Genomic DNA, 23,897 nt, shown 5'->3' on the forward strand with positions numbered 1-23,897 from the left:
CCGAGGCCCGGCGAAGGCCCGGGAGTTTTGAGGCGGGGCCGTCCGAGGCCCGGCGAAGGCCCGGGAGTTTTGAGGCGGAGCTACTCCGCGCCCGGCGGAAAGCCGAGAGTTGGCGGAGGGGTCCGCCTCGAGCCTCGACGGGACCCGCGAGAAGCCAGGACAGCACGCCTGACCGCGGCTGGTCGGACTCGCCCACACCCACCTCCTCCCGCCCTTGGGCCGGACCGTCGGCGAGCGGGTGAGCCTCGGATGTGGCTTGAGTGGTGGAACTGGAACGGTCCAGTGGGCGCCGAGTTCGACGGAGCATTTCGTCCTCCCGGGAGAGCGGTTCCACCGACTGTTTCATGTATACAAGGCGCACGCGCAAGTGATTCGGCGAGTTTCACTGAACCTTTTCGCACCCCCCGCCGGATGAGCCTTGGAACGTTCAACCGAGGACCCACTCCAAGGTCGCCGGCGACTCAGTGACGACCTCCACCAGGCGACACTCCACGCACATGAAGGCGCAAGCGGCGCTGGAGCGGCTGAGTCCGCGCGAGTGCCCTAACACGCTCCGCTATCTCTGCATCACACACAGCAATCCACGGCGCGCGCCGACTTGCTGCGAGGAGTGATCGGCTTATCCCCGATGGTGCGTGTGATGGTCGGCTTATCCCGGATGCTGCGTGTGATAGCAACCGGACCGCCGGATGCTGCGTGTGACAGTCGGCCGGACCCCGGATGCTGCGCACTGACAACGAGGAGGCACCGGCCGCCCAGGTGCTCCGTACTCCGGTCCGCGCCCGCCGCCCACGGACCGGAGTACAGGTAGCTAGTTTCCCCAGAGGGCCGGGTACTCGATCACGCCCGCCGGCACCGGAGTGTCGTCGAGGGGCAGCACCATCAGGTTCGGCCCGTCCTCGAGGAACGAGACGTGGATGTCGAAGTCCGACGCCAACTTGAACCCGAACCGCGGGTAGTAGTCCGCATGCCCGAGCAGAATCACAAGATGCTCGCCGGCCGCCCGCGAGGCCGCAAGCCCGGCGCGGATCAGCGCACCACCCACGCCCTGGCCCTGATAGGCCGGCAACACCGCCAACGGCCCGAGCGACAGCACCGGCACCAACCCGATGTGCACCCGACTGAACAAAATGTGCCCAACGACGACCCCCTCGCCGTCGACAGCAACGAGCGACAACTGAGGAAGCCAGGCAGCAGGATCGCTCCGAACACCCTCGACGAGGTCGGGCTCCAAGGTCTTGCCGAACGCCAGTAGATTGACTTCACGAATGGCAGCGATATCGGCGGAAGTTTCACAACGCGTAATCCAGGACAACGGAAAACCCTTCAGTACAAGGGGATCCCAACCGACCAGCACAGCCGGATCAGGCCGGGCCCCGGGAGATGAGGACGACAGACGAAACCAGGGCGCCGCACAACACGGCCGCCACCATCGCGGTCATCAACTCATCTCCCTTCCCGACTCGAAGTCCTACGGCCACCCTAGTGACCCCAACCCCATCCCGCAGCCGAATTTTCCTCCTCCAAACCGTCAGTTCGTCGACACCGCCTACAAGCGGTCAGTTCGCTGGTACGGCCCGCAACCGTCAGTTCGTTGGTACGGGCTACAGAAGTCAGTTCGCTGGTGTGGGCTACAAGAAGTCAGTTCGCTGGTGTGGGCTACAAGCGGTCAGTTCGCTGGGATGGCGGATCGTCAGCTGTCTGGTGTGGCGAGGGCGGTTGTCGGGTCGCGATCGGCGGGGCCGGCTGGGAGCCAGGTGTTTTCGACGAGGGCGTATGGGTGCCATCGGCCGAGGCGATCCAGGCGGAGTTGACGGTCTGCCGCGGTGAGGCGGTTGCCGGAGACCTCGAAGGCGAGATCCAGATCCTCCCAGGCCGCAAGCAACTCGGTTCGAGCGCGGGCGAGCTCCGATGGATCCGGCGCCCACTCGTGCTCCAGCACATCGAGCCCCGGTGCGCCGCCATACGTCCAAGCCGAAACACCAACAGCAAGCTCCGCCGGACGCCCCAACGCAGTACCAAGCCGCTCGGCAAGCACCGGATAGTCGGCAGCAAGTCGTACGGCGTCCTGCCACTCGTCCAGCACCCACGGATCTGCCGACCCACTCAGGAGCGCCCTCAGCTGAGCCCGAGCCCGCCGAGCCGCATCAAGCACCAGCAACCCCAAGCTCGCCACCTCCATCCCAGCAGGCGCTTGAACTCCAGCAACGACCAACTCGTCCAACCCCACCGTCGACGGCACCTCCGGCACAGCCGGCAACTCGCCCTCCCCACCGCGACGCGGTCGCCCTGACTCACCAGCGGACTGCTCGCCCGAACCGCCTTCAAATTGTTCGGTCGTCCGAGCTGCAAATACCTCGCCGGCAGGTACGCCGGGGGAGGTTGGGGTTTCGAGCGCGGTGTGGGTCGTGCGTTGTTGTAGGTCGTTTAGTAGTTGGTCTTGGGAGCGGCCTCGGATCAGGAGGAGGACGAAGGGGTCCTGGTCTAGTAGCCAGCCGACCTGGTAGCAGAGGGCGGCGGCGTGTTGGCAGGGGAGCTCCCAACCGTCGCAGGTGCAGGTGGGGTCCAGGTCGCCGATGCCGGGTAGCAAGGGTACGGCTGCGTCGGCGGCGGCCTCGACCAGGTCGTGCGGCATCTCACCGTCCAGCAATGCGGCGATGTGCCCGGCGCGCGAACCCACCTCGTCCAGGAAGCGCCGCCACTCGTCCGGGCTCAGCCGATCGACCAGCACCACCGACTCGTACGTATCCTCCGGCGCCTGAACCATCGCCGCGATCCGTCCCGGGCTGACCGTGATCGTGCCGACCTGCCCAGAGTTCGCGAACCGGCGGCCCTTCTGCAACTGCCCGGAGTCGAGCGAAGTGTCCTCCAGCGCCTGGACCCACGACTGCCCCCACCACGACCGCGCCCTCGTACTGCCACGTCTCGCAGCAAACGCCGGGAACCCCCGCGCGACCTCACCACTCATCGCGCACCCCGCAACTCGGCCAGGGCGACCGAGTCGGCGTTCATCGCGCACCCCGCAACTCGGCCAGGGCGACCGAGTCGGCGTTCATCGCGCACCCCGCGGTTCGGCCGGGCTGCCGCGGCGGCGTTCATCGGGTGCCTCGGAGTTCGACCAGGTTGGCCAGGTCGGTGTCTGACAGCTCTGTCAGCGCTGCTTCGCCGGTGGTTAGTACTGCGTCGGCCAGTTCGCGTTTGCTGTTCAGCATTGCTGCGATTCGGTCCTCGATGGTGCCTTCGGCGATCAGCCGGTGGACCTGTACCGGTCTCGTCTGCCCGATCCGGTACGCGCGGTCCGTTGCCTGATCCTCGACCGCTGGGTTCCACCAGCGGTCGTAGTGGACGACGTGGTCCGCGCGGGTCAGGTTCAACCCCGTCCCCGCCGCCTTGAGTGACAACAGGAACACCGGCACCTCGCCGGCCTGGAACCGCTCGACCATCTCCTCGCGCTTCTTCACCGGCGTCCCACCGTGCAGGAGCTGAGTCGCGATCCCGCGATCGGCGAGGTGCCGCTCGAGCAGCCGCGCCATCGCGACGTACTGCGTGAACACCAGCACCGCACCGTCTTCGGCGATGATCGTGGCGAGCAGTTCGTCGAGTAGCTCGAGCTTGCCGGATCGCCCGGTCAGCCGTGCACCGTCGCCCTCCTTCAGATACTGCACCGGGTGGTTGCAGATCTGCTTCAACCCGGTCAAAAGCTTCACGATCAACCCACGCCGCGCCATCTGATCACTGGCCTGTACTGCCTCCAGCAACTCGCGCACGGTCGCCTCGTAGAGCACAGCCTGCTCCCGCGTCAGCGACACCGTCTGATCCGTCTCGGTCTTCGGCGGCAGTTCGGGTGCGATCCCCGGGTCGGACTTGCGTCGCCGGAGCAGGAACGGCCGGACGAGTTTCGCCAGCCGCTCGGCGACCTCCTCGTCCTTGTCCGCCTCGATCGGCGTCGCCCAGTGGCTGCGGAACGTCCCGAGCCGGCCGAGCAACCCGGGCGTCGTCCAGTCGAGGATCGCCCACAGCTCGGAGAGGTTGTTCTCCACCGGTGTTCCGGTCAGCGCGACCCGTGCCGCAGCCGGGATGGTCCGCAGCGCTTTCGCCGTACCGGAGGTCGGGTTCTTCACATGCTGCGCCTCGTCCGCGACGAGCAGCGCCCACCGACGTGCGCCCAGACGGACCGCGTCGCGGCGCAGAGTCCCGTACGTCGTAAGCACGAAACCCGAGTCGGCGTCATCGAGCGATCGCCCAGGCCCGTGGAAGCGGCGTACCGGCGTACCGGGGGCGAATCGTTGGACTTCGCGCTCCCAGTTGCCAAGCAGTGAGGCGGGGCAGACGACCAGGGTCGGGCCCGCGGTCTCGGCAGTCTCCTGCCGGTGAAGGTGGAGCGAGATAAGCATGATGGTCTTGCCGAGGCCCATGTCGTCGGCGAGGCAGCCGCCGAGTCCGAGCGAGGTCATCCGGACCAGCCATTGGAGTCCACGCAGTTGGTAGTCGCGCAGGGTCGCCTGCAACGCGGCAGGCGGCTCGACGACTCCGTCGACCCGGTCTGGATCGGCGATGCGCTCGCGGAGGTCCTCCAGCCAGCGGGTCGGGGTGATGCTGACCTGGCGGCCGTCGATCTCGGCCGTACCGGTCAGCGCGGCGCTCAACGCGTCGATGGCGGTGACCGGTTTGAGGATGCGTTCGCGGGCCTTGCGGGCCAGGTCGGGGTCGATCAGCATCCATTGGTCCCGCAGCCGGACGAGCGGACGGGTCGCCTCGGCGAGCTGGTCCATCTCGGCCTCGGTCAGCGGATCGTTGCCGACAGCAACTTGCCAGCTGAAGCCGAGCGTCGCGCCGCCGCCGAAGAAGCCGGGCATGTCGGACGGCGGACCGTCGGCGGAGGTGATCGTGGCACGGGCGGTGAGCGCGCGACTGAGGCTGCGCGGCCAATGCAGGTCGATGCCGGCGGAGGTCAGCCGCTGGGCGTTGCCCGCGAGCAGGTCGGCGACTTCCTCGTCGGAGAGTTCGATCCGGTCCGGGACAGGGGAGTCGAGGAGGCGGTTGAGCGGAGCCCAGACCCGAGCGGCACGCCGGATCGCGAGAGTCGCGTCGATCCTGGCTCGCGGTCCGAACCCAGGAACATCCATCGCCCACACGTCGGCGGCATCGCGCACCAGCGTCGGATCGTTGAGGCTGTGCAGCTGCACGTCGGCCCGGAACTCGTGCGACTCGGGCAACTCGATCCGCAACGAGATCCGTACGCCGGTGTCGAGTCCGGCGGACACCTCGTCGGCCCACGAACGCAATCGCGGCACCTGCTGTGGCGCCTTCGCCGCGAACAACGGTCCATGCGCCTTCGCCGCCGCAGGAGACCGAGGCATCCCATCCGCGACGGCGTCCAGGAACTCCCGCACCAACTCCTCAGCCACCGGCACCCGAACCCCATTCACCCCCGAACCTGAAGTAGAGGTTGAGACGCCACTCACCGAACCTGCCGTGGAGGTTGAGCTGTCGGTGAGGGGGAGGGCTCGGGCTTCGGCGGGCATGGATTCGGCCAGCTGCAGGATGCGATCGACGTCGGAGGCGTCCAGTGGACCTACTCGCCAGGCGTCGTTGCCGCCGGGGGAGACGCCCGGGAGCAGTCGACCGCGGGCCACCAGTTGAAGGGCGATCAACGATGCAGTACCCCAAAACGCCGCCGACGGGTGTGCATCCGCCGAAGTCCGGGCCCGACCAAGGACCGGTACGGCGTCGGCAACAGGCACCTCGATCACCGGCGTCGCCCGTACGCCGAGGCCTTCGTCGCCACGCATCACCAGGTCGAGCGTCGCCTGCTCGCCGACCCCGAGCGGAAGCTCTCCACCCACCGGATCCCAGAACGCGATCCGCCCGTCCCGTGGTGGATCCGCCGGCCGGAACACCACCGCCAACCCGGTCAGTGCCGCAGCTCCCGCCCCGTTCAGCGTCCCCGCCCGTCCCGCTACCGCCGCCGTACCCGCCAAGCCGACAAGTCCCCTCTAGTAGCAATCCAGCAGATCCGTTCGCCGGCGAACCAGCCGCCGACAACCTTGCTGGTCCGGCAACCGCCGGACCAGCAATTCAGCTGTCAGCGCGTCGCCACCGAGACCTCCGCGTCCGGTTGGTCGAACTGGGTCCGGTACAGCTCCTCGTACCGGCCCTCGTCCGCGAGCAGTTCGGAGTGCGTCCCGCGTTCGACGATCCGGCCGTCCTCGATCACGAGGATCTGGTCGGCCGCGCGGATCGTGGAGAGCCGGTGGGCGATCACCACGGCCGTCCTACCCGCCAGCGCCTCGGCCAGCGCGGCCTGCACGGCAGCCTCCGACGTCGAGTCGAGTGCCGCCGTTGCCTCGTCCAGAATCACCACCCGGGGTTGAGCCAGCAGCAGCCGTGCGATCGTCAACCGCTGCCGCTCACCACCGGACAGTCGGTACCCACGCTCACCCACGACGGTCTCGAGCTCATCCGGCAGCGACCGGATCAAGTCACCGAGACGAGCCCGGGTCAACGCGTCCCACAGCTCTTCCTCGGATGCTTCGGGGCGGGCGAGCAGTAAGTTCTCCCGAATGCTGTCGTGGAAGAGGTGCCCGTCCTGGGTCACCATCCCCAGCGTCTCCTTCAGCGAGGTCGCGGTCACGTCCCGGACGTCGACCCCGGCCAGCCGAACCGCGCCCGAGTCGACGTCGTACAGGCGGGGGATCAGTTGAGCGATCGTCGACTTCCCGGCCCCCGACGATCCGACGAGCGCGATCATCTGACCAGGCTCTGCCCGGAACGAGACGTCGTGCAGCACCTCGACCCCACCCCGGGTGTCGAGCTTCGCGACCTCCTCCAGCGAGGCCAGCGACACCTTGTCGGCAGACGGGTACGCGAAGCTGACGTTCGAGAACTCGACGGCAACCGGCCCTTGGGGCACCGTGCCGGCGTCCGGCTTGTCCTTGATCAGCGGCTCGAGGTCGAGCACCTCGAAGACCCGCTCGAAGCTGACCAGCGCGGTCATGACTTCCAGCCGCGCACTCGCCAGCGCGGTCAACGGCGAGTAGAGCCGGGTCAGCAGCAACGCCATCGACACAACGGCGCCCGCGTCGAGTTGATTGCGCAGTGCATAGAACCCACCGAGTCCGTAGACCACGGCCAACGCCAGTGCCGAGACCAAGGTCAGGGAGGTGACGAACACCCATTGCACCATCGCGGTCCGTACGCCGATGTCGCGCACTCGCCGGGCCCGGTCCGCGAACTCCGTAGACTCCCGCTCCGGCCGGCCGAACAGCTTCACCAAGGTCGCGCCGGGAGCGGAGAAGCGCTCGGTCATCTGCGTGCTCATCGTCGCGTTGTAGTTCGCCGCCTCGAGCCCGAGCGCGGCCAGCCGATTGCCGATCCGCCGGGCCGGGATCACGAAGATCGGCAGGATCACCAGCGCGAGCAAGGTGATCTGCCAGGACACCCGCAGCATCACGACCAGCGTCAGCACCAGCATCACCAAGTTGCTGACCACGCCGGAGAGCGTGCCGCTGAACGCTCGCTGAGCGCCGATGACGTCGTTGTTCAACCGCGACACCAGCGCGCCCGTCCGGGTCCGGGTGAAGAAGGCTATCGGCATCCGCTGGACGTGGTCGAACACGGCCGTCCGCAGATCCAGGATCAGTCCCTCGCCGATGCTCGCGGACAACCATCGGGTGACGAGCCCGAGGCTGGCCTCGCCCACGGCGATCACGGCGATCAGGATCGCGAGCCGCAGTACGGTGCTGAAGTCTTTGTGCCCGACGATCGCGTCGACGACATCGCCGGCCAGCACCGGGGTGGCGACCGCGAGCGCCGCGCCGCCGACGCTGAGCACGAGGAACGCGGTCAGCTTCCGCCGGTGCGGTTGGGCGAAGGCAAGGATCCTTCGCAGCGTCGCCCGCGAGAACGGGCGCTTCTCATCCTGCTTGTGCATCGCGTGGTACATCTGGTTCCACGCGGTCATTTCCATACTCACAGCGGCACTCCGGCGAATCGGTCGGCCTGGATGTCAAGGGTCTGCCGATGGTCCCGCAGGGCACCGACAGTTTCTGAAGGTAGAACCTCAACAATGCTCGAGGTCAAGCTCACACCCTTACTGAGTACGCTGTACGAAGTAGCCGGCCGAGTGTAGCCAATCCGGGAGAATCGCGCACATGAATCAGGAGTACAGCGGTTCCGGCGACCCGGAGAAGAGCCTGTACCTGCTCTGGGGACTGCAGTCGAGGCCGACCCGGGGCCCGAAGCCGGCGCTCACCGTCGAGCAGATCGTCGCCGCCGCGGTCCGGATCGCCGATGCTGAAGGACTGGCTGCAATGTCGATCCGCCGGGTCGCCGACGAGCTCGGCGTCGGCGCGATGACGCTGTACCGCTATGTCCCCGGCAAAGGGGAACTCCTCGACGTCATGCTCGACACCGTGTACGGCGAGCTGCCGCGCCGGAGCGTGAAGGGGGATTGGCGGCCCAAGCTCGACGAGGTCGCCCGGGAGAATCGCCAGCTCTACCTCAATCACCCCTGGCTGCTCCAGGTAGCGGTGAGCCGGCCGCCGCTCGGCCCGAACGTCATGGCGAAGTACGAGTACGAGCTGACCGCGATCGAGGGGATCGGGCTCAGCGACGTCGAGATGGATGCAGCGGTCGCCCTGATCAACGGTTACGTACACGGCGCGGTACGAAGTGCCGTCGAAGCGCGCCAGGTGATCCTCCGGTCTGGTATCACGGACAAGGAATGGTGGCTTGCACACGAACCGCTGCTCGACAAGATCGGCGATACCAAGAAGTTCCCGCTCGCGTCGAGGGTGGGGACGACGGTCGGCCAGGAGTTCGACGCGCCCTATGACTTCGAGCACGGCTTCGAGTTCGGGCTGGCCCGGGTCCTGGACGGGATCGCGACATTGCTGGGGAATCGGTAAAATGCAGTTGTGAGTGAGTACTCACTCAGTTACTCTCGATCGGGTGAGCCCAAGAGCGACCCCGCTACCACCTGACGAGCGCCGTGCCGCGCTGGTGGCAGCCACCCTGCCCTTGCTGGAGGAGTACGGCACCGATGTCAGCACCCGGCAGATCGCCGAGGCGGGCCGGTGTCGCCGAGGGCACGATCTTCCGGGCGTTCGGCAGCAAGGACGCCCTGATCGACGCCGCGATCAGGACCGCGTTCGAGGTCGACTCGCTGATCGACGGGCTGGCGGCGATCGACCGGTCGCTGCCGCTGGAGGAGCGGATGGTCGCTGCCGTCGACGTCGCGCAGAGCAGGTTGCGGAGCGTCTTCAAGCTCCTCCTGGCGATGCGGATGCACCGCCCGCCGGACTGGAAGTCCGACCCGGAGGAGGAGGCCCGCCGCAAGCTGGACGGCGAACGCGCGGACGAGGCCTTCATCGACGTGTTCCGCCAGGACGCCGACCAGCTGCGCTATTCGCCCGCCGAGGTCTGCCACCGGCTCCGGCTGATCACCTTCTCCGCCACTCACCCATTGATTTCGGACGGTCGGACCATGACCGCCCAGGAGATCGTCGACTTCGCACTCGACGGTGTCCGAATCCATCTCCCCGGGGGCAACTGATGCTGCTTCGCCTGTTGCGTACGCACCTGCGTCCGTACGCCGGCAATCTGTCCATGGTGGTCGTCCTGCAGTTGATCGGGACGATCGCCTCCCTCTACTTGCCCAGCCTGAACGCCGACATCATCGACAACGGTGTGGCCACGGGCGATACCGGCTACATCGTCGGCACCGGCGGCTGGATGCTCGGTGTCAGCCTGGTGCAGATCCTCTGCACGGTCACCGCCGTGTACTTCGGCGCCAAGACGGCCGCGTTGTTCGGGCGCGACGTGCGCGCCGCGGTCTTCCACCGGGTCGGCGAGTTCTCCGCGCGTGAGGTCAACCAGTTCGGTGCGCCGACGCTGATCTCACGCAGTACGAACGATGTCACCCAGGTGCAGATGCTGGTGGTGACCACCTGCACGATGCTGGTGGCCGCCCCGATCACGATGGTCGGCGGCATCTTCATGGCGGTTCGCGAGGACGCCGGCCTGTCCTGGCTGGTGGCCGTGGCCGTACCGTTGCTGGCGGCATCGATCGGTCTGATCGCCAGCCGGATGGTGCCGCAGTTCCGCAAGATGCAGGTGAACATCGACTCGGTCAACCGGGTCCTGCGCGAGCAGATCACCGGCATCCGCGTGGTTCGGGCGTTCGTCCGCGAGCCACACGAGGTGGAGCGGTTCGGCGAGGCCAACACCAACGTCACCAACACCGCTATCCGGGCCGGCCGGCTGATGGCGCTGGTGTTCCCGGTCGTGATGCTGATCCTGAACATGTCCACCGTGGCCGTGCTCTGGTTCGGCGCCTCCCGGGTGGAGAGCGGCGCGATGCAGGTCGGCGAACTGACCGCCTTCATCAGCTACCTGATCCAGATCCTGTTCTCGGTGATGATGGCGACCTTCGTGATGATCATGGTGCCGCGTGCCTCGGTCTGCGCCGACCGGATCAGCGAAGTACTGGGCACCGAGTCGTCGGTCCGCCCGCCGGTCACGCCGATCAAGAACTTCATCGGGCACGGCGAGCTGGTCTTCGAGAACGCGGAGTTCCAGTACCCCGGGGCAGCCGAGCCCGTACTGCGTGACATCAGCTTCACCGCGTCGCCAGGCCGGACCACGGCCATCATCGGCAGCACCGGCGCCGGTAAGACGACCCTGCTGTCGCTGGTGCCGCGCCTGTTCGACACGACCGGCGGCCGGGTCCTGGTCGACGGGATCGATGTCTGCGAGATCGAGCCGGAGGCGCTCTGGGAGCGGATCGGCCTGGTGCCGCAACGGCCGTACCTGTTCTCCGGGACAGTGGCCAGCAACCTGCGCTACGGCAACCCGGCGGCGACCGACGACGAACTGTGGGAAGCGCTGGAGATTGCCCAGGGCAAGAACTTCGTCGAGGCGATGCCGCAGGGGCTGGACTCGCCGATCTCGCAGGGCGGGACCAACGTGTCCGGTGGTCAGCGGCAGCGGCTCGCGATCGCCCGGGCGCTGGTCCGGAAGCCGGAGATCTACCTGTTCGACGACTCGTTCTCCGCGCTTGACCTGTCGACCGACGCTCGGTTGCGAGCCGCACTGGCTCCGGTCACCGCCGACGCGTGTGTGGTGATCGTGGCGCAGCGAGTGTCGACCATCATCGACGCCGACCAGATCGTCGTACTGGAAGACGGCGCTGTCGTTGGCAAGGGCAACCATGCCGAACTACTCCAGACCTGTCCTACGTACGTCGAGATCGTTGAGTCCCAGCGGTCCGCGGAGGAAGCAGCATGACCGACCAGAAGGTAGAAGAACCGGCGGCCGAGGACCAGCCCGCCGAGACGATCAAGTCCACCGAGCGACCGACCACCGGCCGCGCGTTCGGGCCGCCCGGCGGCATCCCGGGGGACAAGTCGATGAACTTCGGTCCGTCGGCGAAGCGGCTGCTCAAGCGGTTGCGGCCGCACCGGCTGCAGGTCGGCGGCGTCGTACTGCTGGCGGTCGGCAGCGTCTCGCTGGCGGTGCTGGGCCCGAAGATCCTCGGCCGGGCCACCGACATCATCTTCGCCGGCGCGATCGGCAAGAGGTTCCCGAAGGGCGTCACCAAGGAGCAGGTGATCGAGCAGACTCGCGCAGCCGGGAACGGCCGGCTGGCCGACCTGCTCGGCGGGATCGACCTGATCCCGGGCGTCGGCGTCGACTTCGATGCTCTGCGCAACGTGTTGATGCTGGTACTGGCGCTGTACGTCGGGTCGTTCTTCCTGTCCTGGATGCAGGGCTACATCCTGAACGGTGTCGTCCAGCGGACCGTGTTCGAGCTGCGGTCCGAGGTCGAGGAGAAGCTGAACCGGTTGCCCCTGAGCTACTTCGACGGCGCGCCACGCGGTGAATTGCTGAGCCGGGTCACCAATGACATCGACAACATCTCGACCAGCCTGCAGCAGACGCTGAGTCAGCTGCTCACGTCGCTGCTGACGGTGATCGGAGTGATCACGCTGATGTTCGTGGTCTCGCCGCTGCTGGCGCTGATCGCGCTGGTGACGATCCCGATCTCGATGGTGCTCACCGCGGCGATCGCGAAACGCTCACAGTCGCGGTTCGTGGCGCAGTGGCGGCATACCGGCGCGCTGAACGGCCAGATCGAGGAAGCCTTCACCGGCCACGAGCTGGTCAAGGTGTTCGGCCGGCAGAAGGAGATCGAGGCGAGCTTCGCACAGAAGAACGAGGAGCTGTACCAGGCTTCGTTCGGCGCGCAGTTCATCTCCGGGCTGATCATGCCGTCGATGATGTTCATCGGGAACCTGAACTACGTCGTGATCGCGGTGGTAGGCGGACTGCGGGTGGCGTCGGGCACGATGTCGCTGGGTGATGTACAGGCCTTCATCCAGTACTCGCGGCAGTTCACGCAGCCGCTGACACAGGTCGCTTCGATGGCGAACCTGCTGCAGTCCGGCGTGGCCTCGTCGGAGCGGGTGTTCGAAGTACTGGATGCCACCGAGCAGGTGCCGGACGATGCCGCGCCGCAGAAGATGACGGCTGCGCGTGGCCGGGTCGAGTTCGAGCACGTGTCGTTCTCGTACAACCCGGACAAGCCGCTGATCACCGACCTGAGCCTGATCGCCGAGCCCGCCCAGACCGTCGCGATCGTCGGTCCGACCGGGGCAGGCAAGACGACGCTGGTCAACCTGATCATGCGGTTCTACGAGCTCAACGGCGGCCGGATCACCCTCGACGGGATCGACATCACCGAGCTGACCCGGCACGACCTGCGATCCCGGATCGGGATGGTGCTGCAGGAGACCTGGCTGTTCGGCGGAACGATCCGGGACAACATCCTGTACGGCAACCTGAAGGCCACCGAGGAAGACATGCTCGCGGCCGCCAAGGCGACGTACGTGGATCGTTTCGTGCACAGCCTGCCGGCCGGGTACGACACGGTGATCGACGAGGAGGGCAGCAACGTCAGCGCGGGTGAGAAGCAGTTGCTCACCATCGCCCGTGCCTTCCTGGCCGACCCGCAACTGCTGATCCTGGACGAAGCGACCAGCTCGGTCGACACCCGGACCGAGGTGCTCGTCCAGCGAGCGATGGCCGCTCTCCGCTCCGACCGGACCAGCTTCGTGATCGCCCACCGCCTCTCCACGATCCGCGACGCCGACCTGATCCTGGTCATGGAAGACGGTTCGATCGTTGAACAAGGCAACCACCAGGAACTACTCGCAGTCGACGGCGCCTACGCCCGCCTCTACAACGCGCAGTTCAGCGCCGCAGTAGCCGACATAGACGAAGAAGCCGCCGCAATCCCAACCCCAGCAGCACCCGGCCCAGCCCGCCGCTAACCCCACCTCGAAAGGGGACGCCCATCTCGGGCGTCCCCTTCCCTGTGGACAACTTCGGCTTGGTCTCCGCTGGATATGAGTTACTGGGTGCCCACCACAACCAGGCGGAGGTACGCATGGGCGGCAGGCTGGACGACCGTGGTGCGCCGATGATTATTGATACGGATATCGGTGGGGATCCGGATGACACTGTTGCGGTGGTGGCTGCGGCGCGGAATGTGCCGGAGTTGAAGTTGGTGATCACGAGTGATGAGTACGGCGGGGAGCGGGCGCGGTTTGTTCGGTACTTGCTTGACTTGGTGGGGCGGCCGGATGTGAAGGTGGTCGAGGGGTCGGATCTTGGGAACACCCGGCTGTACTTCGTTGACGGGATGTTTCCGGCCGATGTGCCGAGGCAGGGTACGGATGTTGTCGCCGCGGTTGCGGAAGTGTGCGCGTCGACGGCTGGGCCGGTGCGGTGGGTGGGGATGGGGCCGTTGTCGAATCTGTCGGCTCTGCAGTCGGAGCGGCCTGAGTTGGTCGCGAAGATGGTTGTGACGCAGATGGGTGGGGCGATCGACTATCGGGATCCGTCGCGTGCTGAGCACAACTTCCGGGTTGATCCGGAGGCGGTGATCCGGATGCTGCCTGTGCTGGAGCTTTGGGGTCCCCGCTTTGTGGTCTCCGACGTCACGTTCACGCCGGCCATGGAGATCACCACCGACTCGCCGATCTACAAGAAGTGGGCCGAGCCGGATGCGCCGCCGTGGGCGAAGGTTCTCAAGACGCACAACGATCGCTGGATGGACCGCTATCCGGGCTCGATGCAACACGACGGGTTGACCCTCGCGGCCGCGACCCTTTGGCCGGGCATCCGGTTCGTCCAGGAGAAGGTCGTTCTCGACTCGATCGCGCGGATGAGTCGCAGCGACGACGGCATAGAGATCAGCATGTCGAACAGCGTGGACTACAGCGCGTTCATGTCGTGGCTACATGGCTGCCTTGCTTTCGACTAGCAGTTGATCCTCACACCGGCAGTGAGCGCAGTACCTGCCACCGTGAGGTACGAAGTCCTTCGTGTGCTGCGACCTGCCCGTGTCTCTGTTGTCCTCGATCACGGGTGGATCAGGAATTCTCCCTGTTCGAGCCGGCCAGTTTGTCCGCGATCGGTTTGGGGATTGGGAGGCCGCGGCGGAGGAGTTCTTTGACGAAGGCCCCTACTACGGGGTCGTCGGTGGTCGGGGTCAGTACGACGATGTCGCGGGTGAGTGGGGGATCGAGGCGGCGGATGGCGCCGGCGTACCCGGAGGTCAGGGCGGTGGTGGGGACGAGGGCGATGCCGAGGCCCGCGGCGGCCAGTTCGGCGGCGGTGGTGGTCTGGCGAGTTCGCATGACCGGCGTGAGGACGACGCCTTGGCCTGAGGCGAACTCGGTCAGCCAGGAGTCGAGGCCGTTGTCCGGGTGATAGCCAACAGTCCTGTACTGCGGGATGTCGGCGAAGGTCAACGAGTCTGCTCCGGCCAGGGGGTGGCTGGGGGTCATCGCGGCGACGATCTCCTCCGTGCCGATCAGGTCTGTCGTGGCCTGCCAATGGGTCGGGCGAGGGCTGATGGCTAGGTCGGCCTGACCGGAATCGACCAAGTCCGCCAGTGCGTCGGCGCTGGTGAGTTCGGTCAGGGTGATTTGGATACCGGGGCGGCGTCGGTGCCAGGTTCGTAGTACGGGGGCTAGGAGGGCGGCGGTCATGCTGACTGCGCAGGCGATGCGGAGGTGACCTTCGGCGCCTTGGGCAACGGATCGGCCGACGGTGAGGACTCGGTCGGCGGCTGCGAGGGCGGTGCGGGCATCTTCGGCGACGGCGCGGCCGGCGGTGGTCGGGCGGACGCCGCGGGGGAGACGTTCGAGGAGGGGAGTGCCGATCTCGCGCTCCAGGCCGGCTAGTTGGTGGGAGAGCGCGGGCTGGGAGAGGTGCAGGGTGGCGGCGGCCTTCGTGACCGAGCCGGTGTCGAGCACGGCGACCAGACACTCGAGGGCTCGCAGCGTTGTCATTCGCTCAGCTTATGGGAAGGCCCAGGAAGCTTCATGGCGCGACGGGAGTTCTGCGCTGGTGGTCGGCGTTGGAAGGAGGGCAAGCGTCGATCAAGGAGGAGACATGAGCGTGGAACTGCAGGGCAAGACGGTGGTCGTGGTCGGTGGCAGTTCGGGGATCGGGCGGCAGATCGCGACAGACGCTGCCGCAGCGGGAGCCCGAGTGATCCTGGCGGGCCGAAATCCTGAAAAGTTGGCTGCGTTCGGTGAGCCCGGGGCTGCTGGGAGAGCAGAGGGCCGCGGAGCCGCTGAGAGCGGACCAGGCGGGATCGCGGCTGTTGGGAGCGGTGGGGGCGGGATTGCGGGCGGCGCGATCGAGGTGGCGATGGTGGATCTTTCTGACGAGGGTTCGATCGCCGCGCTGGCAGAGCGGCTGGGGGCGGTCGATCACGTGGTGAGTGTGGCGAATGCTGGTGCCAACGGGCCGGTGACGGGGCTCGAGCGGGACGCCGTGGTGGGTGCGTTCGATGCGAAGGTGATCGGGCCGATTCTGCTCGCCAAGCACTTCGGGCCACGGTTCGCCGAGGGTGGGTCGATGTTGCTGTTCTCGGGGATTGTGGGCTGGAGGCCGTCGGCGGGGAAGACGGTGACGGCGGCAACGAACGGCGCTGTCAGCTTCTTGGCTTCGGCGCTCGCGGTCGAGTTGGCGCCGATCCGGGTGAACGCTCTCTCGCCGGGGATCATCGACTCCGGCGCCTGGGACAGCTTGGGCGAAGGCAAGCAGAAGCTCTTCGAAGCCACCGCCGCCAAGGTGCCGGCACGCCGGGTTGGCCAACTGTCCGACGTCTCGTCAGCAGCCCTACTCGCTCTCACCAACCCGTTCATCACCGGAGAAACCCTCCACGTAGACGGCGGCGCCCGCTTCGCCTGACCCGGCGGGCCAAGTAGGGGAGGGCGGGTCGGAAGGTGTGTGGCGGGACAGCCTCCCGCCGACCCGTGGTGCCTGCCTGCGGTTAGGGAAGGTGTAGGGCGAAGGTGGGCGGGCCGGGTGAACGGTGGTGGCAGCGCCGCGCCGCACGACGGTGGTCAGGCCGGGTGTGGGTCCGGCAGGGGGTCCGCCCTCCGTCGGAGATGGGTGGGCGTGCGGTGATGCGGGAGCCGACGCCGTACGGCGGTGGTGGGTCGGCCGGTTGTGGTGGTGGCAGCTCCAGGCCGGGGTGAGGGTGCTGCGGCAGCGGTTCGTCGTACGGCGTGGTCTGGGTCGGGCGGGCGTGCGGTGATGCGGGAGTTGTCGTCGTCTGGCGAAGGTGGAGCGAGCGTGCGGGAGCGGTCGCCGTAGGGCGGAGGTGGTGGAGCGGTTCGCCGTACGGCGGGGTGGCGGCGGTTAGCCGCGTGCCAGGCGGCGGAGGGCCAGCTCGGAGAGGAGGGCTGCGGCGTTGGGGAGGATTGAGTCGTCGAAGGTGGCCAAGGGGGAGTGGTTGTCGGCGGCTTTGTCCCAGTCGGGGGTGGCGCAGGCGCTGAGGTTTACGTAGGCGCCGGGGACCTCGTTGAGGACGAAGGACATGTCTTCGGCGCCGCAGCTGGGCTGGGGGCGCTCACGAAAGCGGTCTGCGCCGAAGAGGTCGGTTATCGTCTGGCGCGCGAATTCGTACTCGGCGTCGTTGTTCACGGTGACCGGGTAGCCGACGCGGTAGTCCACCTCCGCGGTGAGGCCGTGCGCGGCGGCGATGCCTTCGACGAGCCGTTCGGACGCGACCTTCACCTTGGCGCCGGTCTCCGGGGAGAAGCTGCGCACGGTCGCCTCGAAGAACGCGTCGTCCGGGATGATGTTCTCCTTGGTGCCGCCGGCGATCCGGCCGACCGTGAGGACAATCGGATCGAAGATGTCGAACTGGCGGGTCACCATCGTCTGCAGCGCCAGCACCATCTCGCAGGCGACCGGGATCGGGTCCTTGCCACGGTACGGCTTGGAGCCGTGGGTGCCCGCGCCGACGACGCGAACGCTCAGCTGGTCGGCGGCCGCCATGAACGATCCGGCCTTGCTGTTCCACATGCCGAGCGGATCGCCGGCGGACTGCACATGCAGGCAGTACGCTGCGTCGACCCGCCGTCCCGCCGCCTCCAGTAGACCCTCGCGGATCATGATCGGCGCGCCGCCCGTCGTCTCCTCGCCGGGCTGGAACATGAACACCACATCGCCGGCCAGCTGATCCCGCAACTCGTGCAGCACCTTCACCGCGCCGACCAGCCCCGCGACGTGCAGATCGTGGCCGCAGGCATGCATCATCCCGGGATGCTTCGACGCGTAAGGAACGTCGACCCGCTCGGTCACCGGCAACGCGTCCATGTCACCGCGCAGCAACACGACCGGTCCGGGCCCGCCACCGCCCCGCAGTACGGCGGTGACCGAGGACAGCTCCTTGCCGAGCGTGATCTCGAGGTCGAGGCCTTCCAAAGCCTCCAGGATCAGCGCCTGCGTCTTCGGCAGCTCGAGATCGTATTCGGGGACCTCGTGGAGCGCTCTCCGTAAAGTGATGATCTCGTCGGCGTAGCGCTGCGCGATCTCCAGCGTCGCGCTCATGCCTTGGGTCCGAGGTTCAGGGCGGACATCACGCGCTGGGCACTTCCGCCGAGCTCCAGCAGCTCGACCAGGTCGAGCCACTTCTCCGGATCCTTCACCTCCGAAGGCATGGTCGCGTCGAACGACCCGACCGGCGCGTCCTTGGCCACGGCGACGACCTTCGGCGCCACGTCCAGGTAGTCACTGGAGTCCAGGATCTTGCGCTTGACCGACGGCGACATCGGCGTCGACGGATCGGCCGCCGCGGCACGGATCTCGTCCAGACCCCCGTACGCCGTGATCAGCGACGAGGCGGTCTTCTCCCCGATGCCCTTGACGCCGGGCAGCCCGTCGGAGGCGTCACCGCGCAGAGTCGCGTAATCGGCGTACCGGTTGGCAGGGATCTCGTACTTCGCCAGCAGCGCCTTCTCGTCGTACACATCGGCGCGCCCGACACCCTTGGCGGCGGTGTAGATGATCCGGATCCCGCGCGAGTCGTCGATCAGCTGGAACAGGTCCCGGTCGCCGGTGACCACGTCGACCGGCATCTTGGCCTGGTGCGACAAGGTGCCGATGACGTCGTCGGCCTCGTGATCGGCCGCGCCGACGATGGGGATCCCGAGCGCGTCCAGACACGCGCGGATGTACGGCACCTGGATCTCCAGCCGGTCCGGAACGTCTTCGATCTGGGTCCCGCCGGACGCCACGAACTCGACCCGCTGCGCCTTGTACGACGGGATCAGCGCGACCCGCCAGGACGGTCGCCAGTTGTCGTCCCAGCAGGCGACGAGATGGGTCGGGCGGTGGTTCTCCACCAGTCGCGCGATGAAGTCGAGCAGCCCGCGGATCGCGTTGGTCGGCGTACCGTCGGCAGCCTTCATCGTGTCGGGCACGCCGAAGAACGCGCGGAAGTACAGCGATGCCGTGTCGAGCAGCATCAGCCGCTGTCCGGCGATACCAGTCGTGGTGGTGGTCGTCTCAGCCATGAGGCGATGCTTTCATGCCGGGGCGTCGCGGCAGTAGGGTCACACTCGTGGAGGACCTGGATCGCAAGATCGTCGAGCTGCTCGCGTCCGATGGGCGGATGAGCTTCACCGACCTGGGCAAGGCGACCGGCCTGTCCACTTCAGCGGTGCACCAGCGCGTGAAGCGGCTGGAGCAGCGCGGCATCATCCTGGGGTACGCGGCAACTATCGACCACACCGCGCTCGATCTGCCGCTCACCGCGCTGATCTCGATCCGCCCGATCGACCCCTCCCAGCCCGACGACTCGCCCGAACGCCTCCGCGAAGTTCCGGAGATCGAGTCCTGCTACTCGGTAGCGGGCGACTCCAGCTACGTCCTGATCGTCCGCGTCGCCACGCCGGCGGCCCTGGAGAACCTGCTGGCGATCATCCGGGCCCGCGCGAACGTCGCCACCACAACCACCATCGTCCTCAGCACCCCGTACGAACGCCGCCCACCCGCGCTCTGATCCTCTTCCGCGGTTCTGGGGCCTGGAGGGCTGGTGGCTGATTCGTCGAGTGCCGCGGCGTTGCTGCGACGCGCGGTTCGCGTGCCGTGGCGTTCGGATGGCTGGCGTTCGTCCGGGGTCTTGGACTCCTGATCGCCGGCGCCGGCCAGCACCAGATCGACGGCAAGCGAGATGCTCTGGTCGTACGCCGCCCCCAGCAAGCCAACGTCGTCGCGTTCGGCGGCCTTGCCTGGATCCTCCGGAAGCTGAGGCGCAAGGAGTAGCGAGCGGCTCAGGTGTCCTCGACGTGGCGCTGATATTCGTTGCCGGTGTCGAAGACGGTGTCCAGGTAGTCGTCGGGGGCCAGGTCGCTGGTGCGGATGAGGGAATAGACCTCGGTACCGGACAGGATCGTGCTGACGTCGTCGCCCAGGTAGAAGCACTGAGCGAGGCCGAGATACGCCCAGGTGGTGTCCTCGATGTACTCCGCGGCTTCGTCCTCGGCCAGTTCGATCGCGGTCTCGAAGTCGGACGCCTGCCAGAGCGTGATCCGCTCCTCGTACGGCGACTCGTCGTCCTTGGCATCGATCAACTGGAAGACGCAGCGAACGCTGTACCAGCCCATGGAAACCACCCCATCAGTTCCACCGACCCTAGCCCCAACCCGGCCGGCACGCGCGCCGATTCCCACGAGGGAATTGAGGGTCGCGTCACCTCGCCGGACGATTGCGGCCAAGCCGGCCACGCACTACGCATGGATTCCGAGGAGAGCGATGAAGAGCTACCACCTGTCCGCCACATCACCCGATGGACTGGAAGTCAGGAACCGTCCGACACCGGAGCCGGGCCGCGGGCAACTCCTGGTCCGGATGCGGGCGAACGCGCTCAGCCTGCGCGAACTGAAGGTCCTGGAAGGCAAGTACCCGTTGCCGATCACACCCGGCGTCGTGGCCGGCTGCGAAGGCGTCGGCGAGGTCGTCGCACTCGGGCCCGGCGTTTCCCGTGCCGCGGTAGGCGACCGCGTGGCAGCAACGGTGTTCCCGCAGTGGCTGGACGGACCATTCAGCTTCGAGTACGCCGCCCAGCTCGGCAGTTCGCTCGACGGAACGCTCACCGAGTACGCCGTGATCGACGAACTCGGCGTCGTCGCAATCCCCGCCCACCTGAGCTTCGAGGAAGCGGCCGCTCTTCCTCTTGTCGCCCTGACCGCGTGGAACGCAGTACTGGGCGGTCGCGGCGTGCTGCCGGGTGAAACCGTGCTCACGCTCGGATCGGGCGGTGTCTCGCTGTTCGCCCTGCAGTTCGCGAAGCTGGCAGGCGCGCGCGTGATCGCCACCTCGTCGAGCAAGCAGAAGGCGGAGCGACTTCGCGACCTCGGTGCGGACGAGGTGATCGATTACGGCCAGAACCCGGCCTGGTACGACGAAGTGCGGCAGCTCACCGGATCGCGAGGCGCCGACCATGTGATCGACGTCGCCGGCGTGCTGGACCAATCGGTGCGGGCCACTGCACTCGGCGGCGAAGTGACCCTGGTGGGCATCTCGCAGGGCCTCGACGCCGCAGCCGAACCGTTGTCAGCGGCAACCGTCTTCGGGGGCGGCGTCACCATCCGCCCGATCGCGGTCGGCAGTCGCGCCCAGTTCGTGGCGATGAACCGGGCGATCACCCAGGCCGGACTCCGGCCGGTGATCGATCGAGTCTTCGGCTTCGGCGAGGTCCCGGAAGCACTCGCCTATTACCGGCAGGGAGCGTTCTTCGGCAAGGTCGTGATCAGGCACGACAGCTGAAACCTCCCGCTGGTGTCGTGGTCCCCTGTGCGACGACACCAGCGGGAAAGCCTGGTCAGGTGATCTGGATGAGCTTCTGCGACTCAGCCGCGTTGCGCGACGCCGCTGCCTGGGCGGCGGCCTTGGCGATCGAATCGCCCGCGTGCTGCTTCCACCACTCCTGCCCCTCGGCAGGCAGGGTGTCGATCGGGTCGTAGTACTCGTAGGTGCGGTTCAACGCCTCCGGGTCCTGTTGCTCGATCCCGGTGCGGTAGTTCTTCTTCCAGTACGAGATGCCGCGTACCTCGTCGTACTCGGACAGCTGGTGCACCCAGCGCTTCCCGACGTACGGGACGTCGCAGACGATCCGCGGCGTCGCGAAGCCCGGCAGGTAGCCGAGGATCCCGTGCTGCAGGTGCTGCGCGTCCTTGACCGAAACCCGCCAGTGCTCGGAGAACGGGATCATGTCGCACATGTAGAAGTAGTACGGCGTGATGGTGGCGCCGTCGAGCAGTGCGAAGCACAGGTCGAGCAGCTGCGGCACCGAGTCGTTGACACCGCGCATGAGCACGCCCTGGTTGCGTACGTCGCGCAGGCCGGCCTCGAACATCGCCTTGGTCGCCTCAGCCACCAGGGGAGTCACCGACTGAGCTGCGTTCACGTGCGTGTGCATGGCGATCATCACGCCGCGCTGCCGGCCGAGCAGAGCGACCCGCTCGACACCGGCCCGTACGTCGTCCGACAGCCAGTGCTGCGGCATCCCCATCAGCGCCTTGGTGGCGAGCCGGATGTCGCGGATGTTCTCGATCTCCAGCAGGCTGGTCAGGAACGACTCCAGCCGCGGCCAGGGCATGTTCGCCACGTCGCCACCGGACACGACGACGTCCCGCACCCCCGGCGTACGCCGTAGGTAGTCGAGCATGTCGTCGAGTCGCTGCTGCGGCTTGATGGTGAACTTCAGCTTGTCGATCACCGGCGTCGAGTTGCCGACCAGGTCCATCCGGGTGCAGTGACCGCAGTACTGCGGGCAGGTCGGCAGGATCTCCGCCAGCACCTTTGTGGGGTAGCGGTGGGTCAGCCCCTCCGTGGCCCACATCTCGTGCTCATGCAGCGAGTCGCGGGTGGCGTGCGGGTGCGAGGCCCAGTCGGTACGCCGGTCAGTGAACATCGGCAGCATGTAGCGACGCACTGGGTCGGCGTAGAACGCTTCGGTGTAGTCGTCAGCACCCTCAGGGACGATCGTGTTCAGCATCTGCGGGGGCAGCAGCATCGACATCGTCGCGCGCTCGGCCTGGTCGCGCTCCAGGTCCTCGTAGACGCGCTCCTCGAGCAGGTGGCCCATCACGTCACGCAACTGCTTCACGTTCTTCACGCAGTGCGAGCGCTGCCACTGCACCGACCGCCACTCCTCGTCGGTGACGTCCTTGAACCCCGGCATCCGGGTCCAGTCGGGCTCGACGAGCTCGGCCCGGCGGTACGCGTACGGCTGCTCATTCGGCGTCTCACCAAGGGCAGCAGCGGCAAGCTCCGGGCTGATCAGATCGGTCACGAGTCCTCCTGGGGCTCACTACATCGTCGGTCTCATGTGAGGATAGCGACAGAACTTGCTGTAGATCCAATGGAACACCGCAAGATTTCCGCTATACAGCGATCAGAGTAGTATTTTGCGCGGCCGGACCGAAGTCCGGCCACCGCCACGCCCGAAGGAGGCCTTGTGCCGAACACCCCCGGTTCACCTGTCGGACTGCACCGCGTACTGGAGCCGGCGGGCGTGTTGCCGCAGGCCGCACTGAAGCTGGACAACTCGCCCGGGCTGTGGCCCGACGAGGTCCGGATCTCGGTCGAGCGGCTGAACCTGGACGCCGCGTCGTACCGGCAGCTCGCCGAGGCCCACCACGGCGACGGCGAGGCGGTGAAGCAGGCGGTGCTCGGGATCGTGGCCGAACGCGGCAAGATGCAGAACCCGGTGACCGGTTCCGGCGGGATGCTCGTCGGCGTGGTCGACGAGGCCGGCCCGGAGTCGCCTCTCGGCCTCGAGAAGGGCGACCGGGTCGCCACTTTGGTGTCGCTGACGCTGACGCCCTTGGAGATCACCGACGGCCTCGCCCGCTGGGATGGTCGGGGCGAGCAGGTCCCGGCCGAAGGGCATGCGATCCTCTTCGCCCGGTCGATCGTCGCGAAGCTCCCCGACGACCTCGTCCCCGAGCTCTCGCTGGCAGTGATGGACGTCTGTGGAGCCCCCGCGTTGACCGCGCGAGTGGTCGCTCAGTATGTCGACAAAGGAATAAAGCCTGTCGTGTCAGTAATTGGCGGCGCAGGTAAAAGCGGCTCGCTCTCGCTGGCCGCGGCTCGCCGCGCCGGAGCCTCGAAGACGATCGGCATCGTTCCGGTCGAAGCCGAGCGGACCCGCCTCGAAGCAGCCGGCATCCCCGACCAGGTAGCCCTGGCGGACGCCCGCGACCCGGTGGCATTGGCACAGGCAGTGGAGGCAGCCGGGGGACCGGCGGACATCACGGTCGTCTGCGTCGACGTACCGGGCTGTGAGCACGGCGCGGTACTGTCCACGGCCGCGGGCGGCACGGTGATCTTCTTCTCGATGGCCACGTCGTTCTCGGCCGCCGCGCTCGGCGCGGAAGGGCTCGCGGCCGACGTGACGATGCTGGTCGGCAACGGTTATGTGCCCGGTCACGCGGACTACGCGCTGGAGCTGCTCCGCTCCGAGCGGGGTGTCCGGGAGCTGTTCGAGGGCAGGCTCGCCGCGGAGGGGCAGGATTAGC

The 23,897-nt window shown here is 67.2% G+C and carries 19 protein-coding genes; 10 read left to right on the plus strand and 9 right to left on the minus strand.

The features are described from left to right. Positions 1 to 811: 811 nt before the first annotated feature. From F1D05_RS03910 to F1D05_RS03925, 4 genes are all read right to left on the minus strand, one after another. On the minus strand, positions 812 to 1,357 hold the full coding sequence (locus F1D05_RS03910) for a GNAT family N-acetyltransferase (protein ID WP_246486404.1): 546 nt from the start codon (positions 1,355 to 1,357) through the stop codon (positions 812 to 814). Positions 1,358 to 1,693: 336 nt separating this feature from the next. Next, positions 1,694 to 2,968, minus strand: coding sequence for an SWIM zinc finger family protein (locus F1D05_RS03915; protein ID WP_185446043.1), 1,275 nt, complete (start codon positions 2,966 to 2,968; stop codon positions 1,694 to 1,696). Positions 2,969 to 3,095: 127 nt separating this feature from the next. Further along, on the minus strand, positions 3,096 to 5,981 hold the full coding sequence (locus F1D05_RS03920) for a DEAD/DEAH box helicase (RefSeq protein ID WP_246486405.1): 2,886 nt from the start codon (positions 5,979 to 5,981) through the stop codon (positions 3,096 to 3,098). A 104-nt stretch (positions 5,982 to 6,085) separates the two neighbouring features. Further along, the gene (locus tag F1D05_RS03925) at positions 6,086 to 7,963 is read right to left on the minus strand and encodes an ABC transporter ATP-binding protein (protein ID WP_206686302.1); all 1,878 of its coding nucleotides are present in this window, start codon (positions 7,961 to 7,963) and stop codon (positions 6,086 to 6,088) included. Positions 7,964 to 8,153: 190 nt separating this feature from the next. Here F1D05_RS03925 and F1D05_RS03930 point away from each other — a divergent pair, with 190 nt between their 5' ends. The 5 genes from F1D05_RS03930 to F1D05_RS03950 all read left to right on the plus strand — a co-directional run bounded on the left by F1D05_RS03930 (position 8,154) and on the right by F1D05_RS03950 (position 14,329). Then, positions 8,154 to 8,909: a TetR/AcrR family transcriptional regulator gene (locus F1D05_RS03930; RefSeq protein WP_185446045.1), complete on the plus strand. Its 756-nt coding sequence runs from the start codon at positions 8,154 to 8,156 to the stop codon at positions 8,907 to 8,909. A gap of 134 nt (positions 8,910 to 9,043) precedes the next feature. Beyond that, positions 9,044 to 9,556 (plus strand): TetR family transcriptional regulator, encoded by a 513-nt coding sequence (locus F1D05_RS03935; protein ID WP_246486406.1) that lies wholly within the window; start codon positions 9,044 to 9,046, stop codon positions 9,554 to 9,556. Further along, positions 9,556 to 11,289 carry an ABC transporter ATP-binding protein gene (locus tag F1D05_RS03940; protein WP_185446046.1) on the plus strand — a complete coding sequence of 578 codons (1,734 nt, stop codon included), beginning with the start codon at positions 9,556 to 9,558 and terminating at the stop codon, positions 11,287 to 11,289. The genes F1D05_RS03935 and F1D05_RS03940 overlap by 1 nt, the downstream gene beginning before the upstream one ends. Then, on the plus strand, positions 11,286 to 13,334 hold the full coding sequence (locus tag F1D05_RS03945) for an ABC transporter ATP-binding protein (RefSeq protein WP_185446047.1): 2,049 nt from the start codon (positions 11,286 to 11,288) through the stop codon (positions 13,332 to 13,334). Before F1D05_RS03940 ends, F1D05_RS03945 begins: the two co-directional genes overlap by 4 nt. 116 nt (positions 13,335 to 13,450) lie before the next feature. Beyond that, positions 13,451 to 14,329 (plus strand): nucleoside hydrolase, encoded by an 879-nt coding sequence (locus F1D05_RS03950; protein ID WP_185446048.1) that lies wholly within the window; start codon positions 13,451 to 13,453, stop codon positions 14,327 to 14,329. A gap of 109 nt (positions 14,330 to 14,438) precedes the next feature. On the opposite strand, the gene F1D05_RS03955 is transcribed toward F1D05_RS03950, so the two are convergent. Further along, positions 14,439 to 15,362 (minus strand): LysR family transcriptional regulator, encoded by a 924-nt coding sequence (locus tag F1D05_RS03955; protein ID WP_185446049.1) that lies wholly within the window; start codon positions 15,360 to 15,362, stop codon positions 14,439 to 14,441. Positions 15,363 to 15,465: 103 nt separating this feature from the next. Between F1D05_RS03955 and F1D05_RS03960 the strand changes: the two genes are divergently transcribed. Further along, positions 15,466 to 16,272, plus strand: a complete 807-nt coding sequence (locus F1D05_RS03960) for an SDR family oxidoreductase (RefSeq protein WP_185446050.1) — start codon at positions 15,466 to 15,468, stop codon at positions 16,270 to 16,272. Between the two features lie 453 nt (positions 16,273 to 16,725). Here F1D05_RS03960 and F1D05_RS03965 read toward each other — a convergent pair whose 3' ends face one another. Both F1D05_RS03965 and F1D05_RS03970 read right to left on the minus strand, forming a co-directional pair. Then, positions 16,726 to 17,922, minus strand: a complete 1,197-nt coding sequence (locus F1D05_RS03965) for a M20 metallopeptidase family protein (protein WP_185446051.1) — start codon at positions 17,920 to 17,922, stop codon at positions 16,726 to 16,728. After that, positions 17,919 to 18,839, minus strand: coding sequence for a 5'-3' exonuclease (locus F1D05_RS03970; RefSeq protein WP_185448984.1), 921 nt, complete (start codon positions 18,837 to 18,839; stop codon positions 17,919 to 17,921). The genes F1D05_RS03965 and F1D05_RS03970 overlap by 4 nt, the downstream gene beginning before the upstream one ends. A gap of 95 nt (positions 18,840 to 18,934) precedes the next feature. On the opposite strand from F1D05_RS03970, the gene F1D05_RS03975 reads away from it, so the two are divergent. Both F1D05_RS03975 and F1D05_RS03980 read left to right on the plus strand, forming a co-directional pair. Beyond that, entirely contained in the window at positions 18,935 to 19,375 is a 441-nt protein-coding gene (locus F1D05_RS03975) for an Lrp/AsnC family transcriptional regulator (protein WP_206686069.1), read from the plus strand. Positions 19,376 to 19,461: 86 nt separating this feature from the next. After that, entirely contained in the window at positions 19,462 to 19,638 is a 177-nt protein-coding gene (locus F1D05_RS03980) for a hypothetical protein (protein ID WP_185446053.1), read from the plus strand. A gap of 8 nt (positions 19,639 to 19,646) precedes the next feature. Here the strand turns inward: F1D05_RS03980 and F1D05_RS03985 are convergent, their stop codons facing one another. After that, complete coding sequence (locus F1D05_RS03985) at positions 19,647 to 19,979, minus strand: DUF4288 domain-containing protein (RefSeq protein ID WP_185446054.1); 333 nt, start codon at positions 19,977 to 19,979, stop codon at positions 19,647 to 19,649. 148 nt (positions 19,980 to 20,127) lie between these two features. Between F1D05_RS03985 and F1D05_RS03990 the strand changes: the two genes are divergently transcribed. Continuing rightward, on the plus strand, positions 20,128 to 21,141 hold the full coding sequence (locus F1D05_RS03990; protein WP_185446055.1) for a zinc-dependent alcohol dehydrogenase family protein: 1,014 nt from the start codon (positions 20,128 to 20,130) through the stop codon (positions 21,139 to 21,141). Between the two features lie 55 nt (positions 21,142 to 21,196). Here F1D05_RS03990 and F1D05_RS03995 read toward each other — a convergent pair whose 3' ends face one another. Next, positions 21,197 to 22,669, minus strand: coding sequence for a KamA family radical SAM protein (locus F1D05_RS03995; RefSeq protein WP_185446056.1), 1,473 nt, complete (start codon positions 22,667 to 22,669; stop codon positions 21,197 to 21,199). Between the two features lie 165 nt (positions 22,670 to 22,834). On the opposite strand from F1D05_RS03995, the gene F1D05_RS04000 reads away from it, so the two are divergent. After that, a complete protein-coding gene (locus tag F1D05_RS04000; protein ID WP_185446057.1) occupies positions 22,835 to 23,896 on the plus strand; it encodes an L-erythro-3,5-diaminohexanoate dehydrogenase in 1,062 nt (353 codons plus the stop codon). The last annotated feature ends 1 nt before the right edge of the window (position 23,897 follow it).

Source organism: Kribbella qitaiheensis (assembly GCF_014217565.1).
Lineage (GTDB): Bacteria > Actinomycetota > Actinomycetes > Propionibacteriales > Kribbellaceae > Kribbella > Kribbella qitaiheensis_A.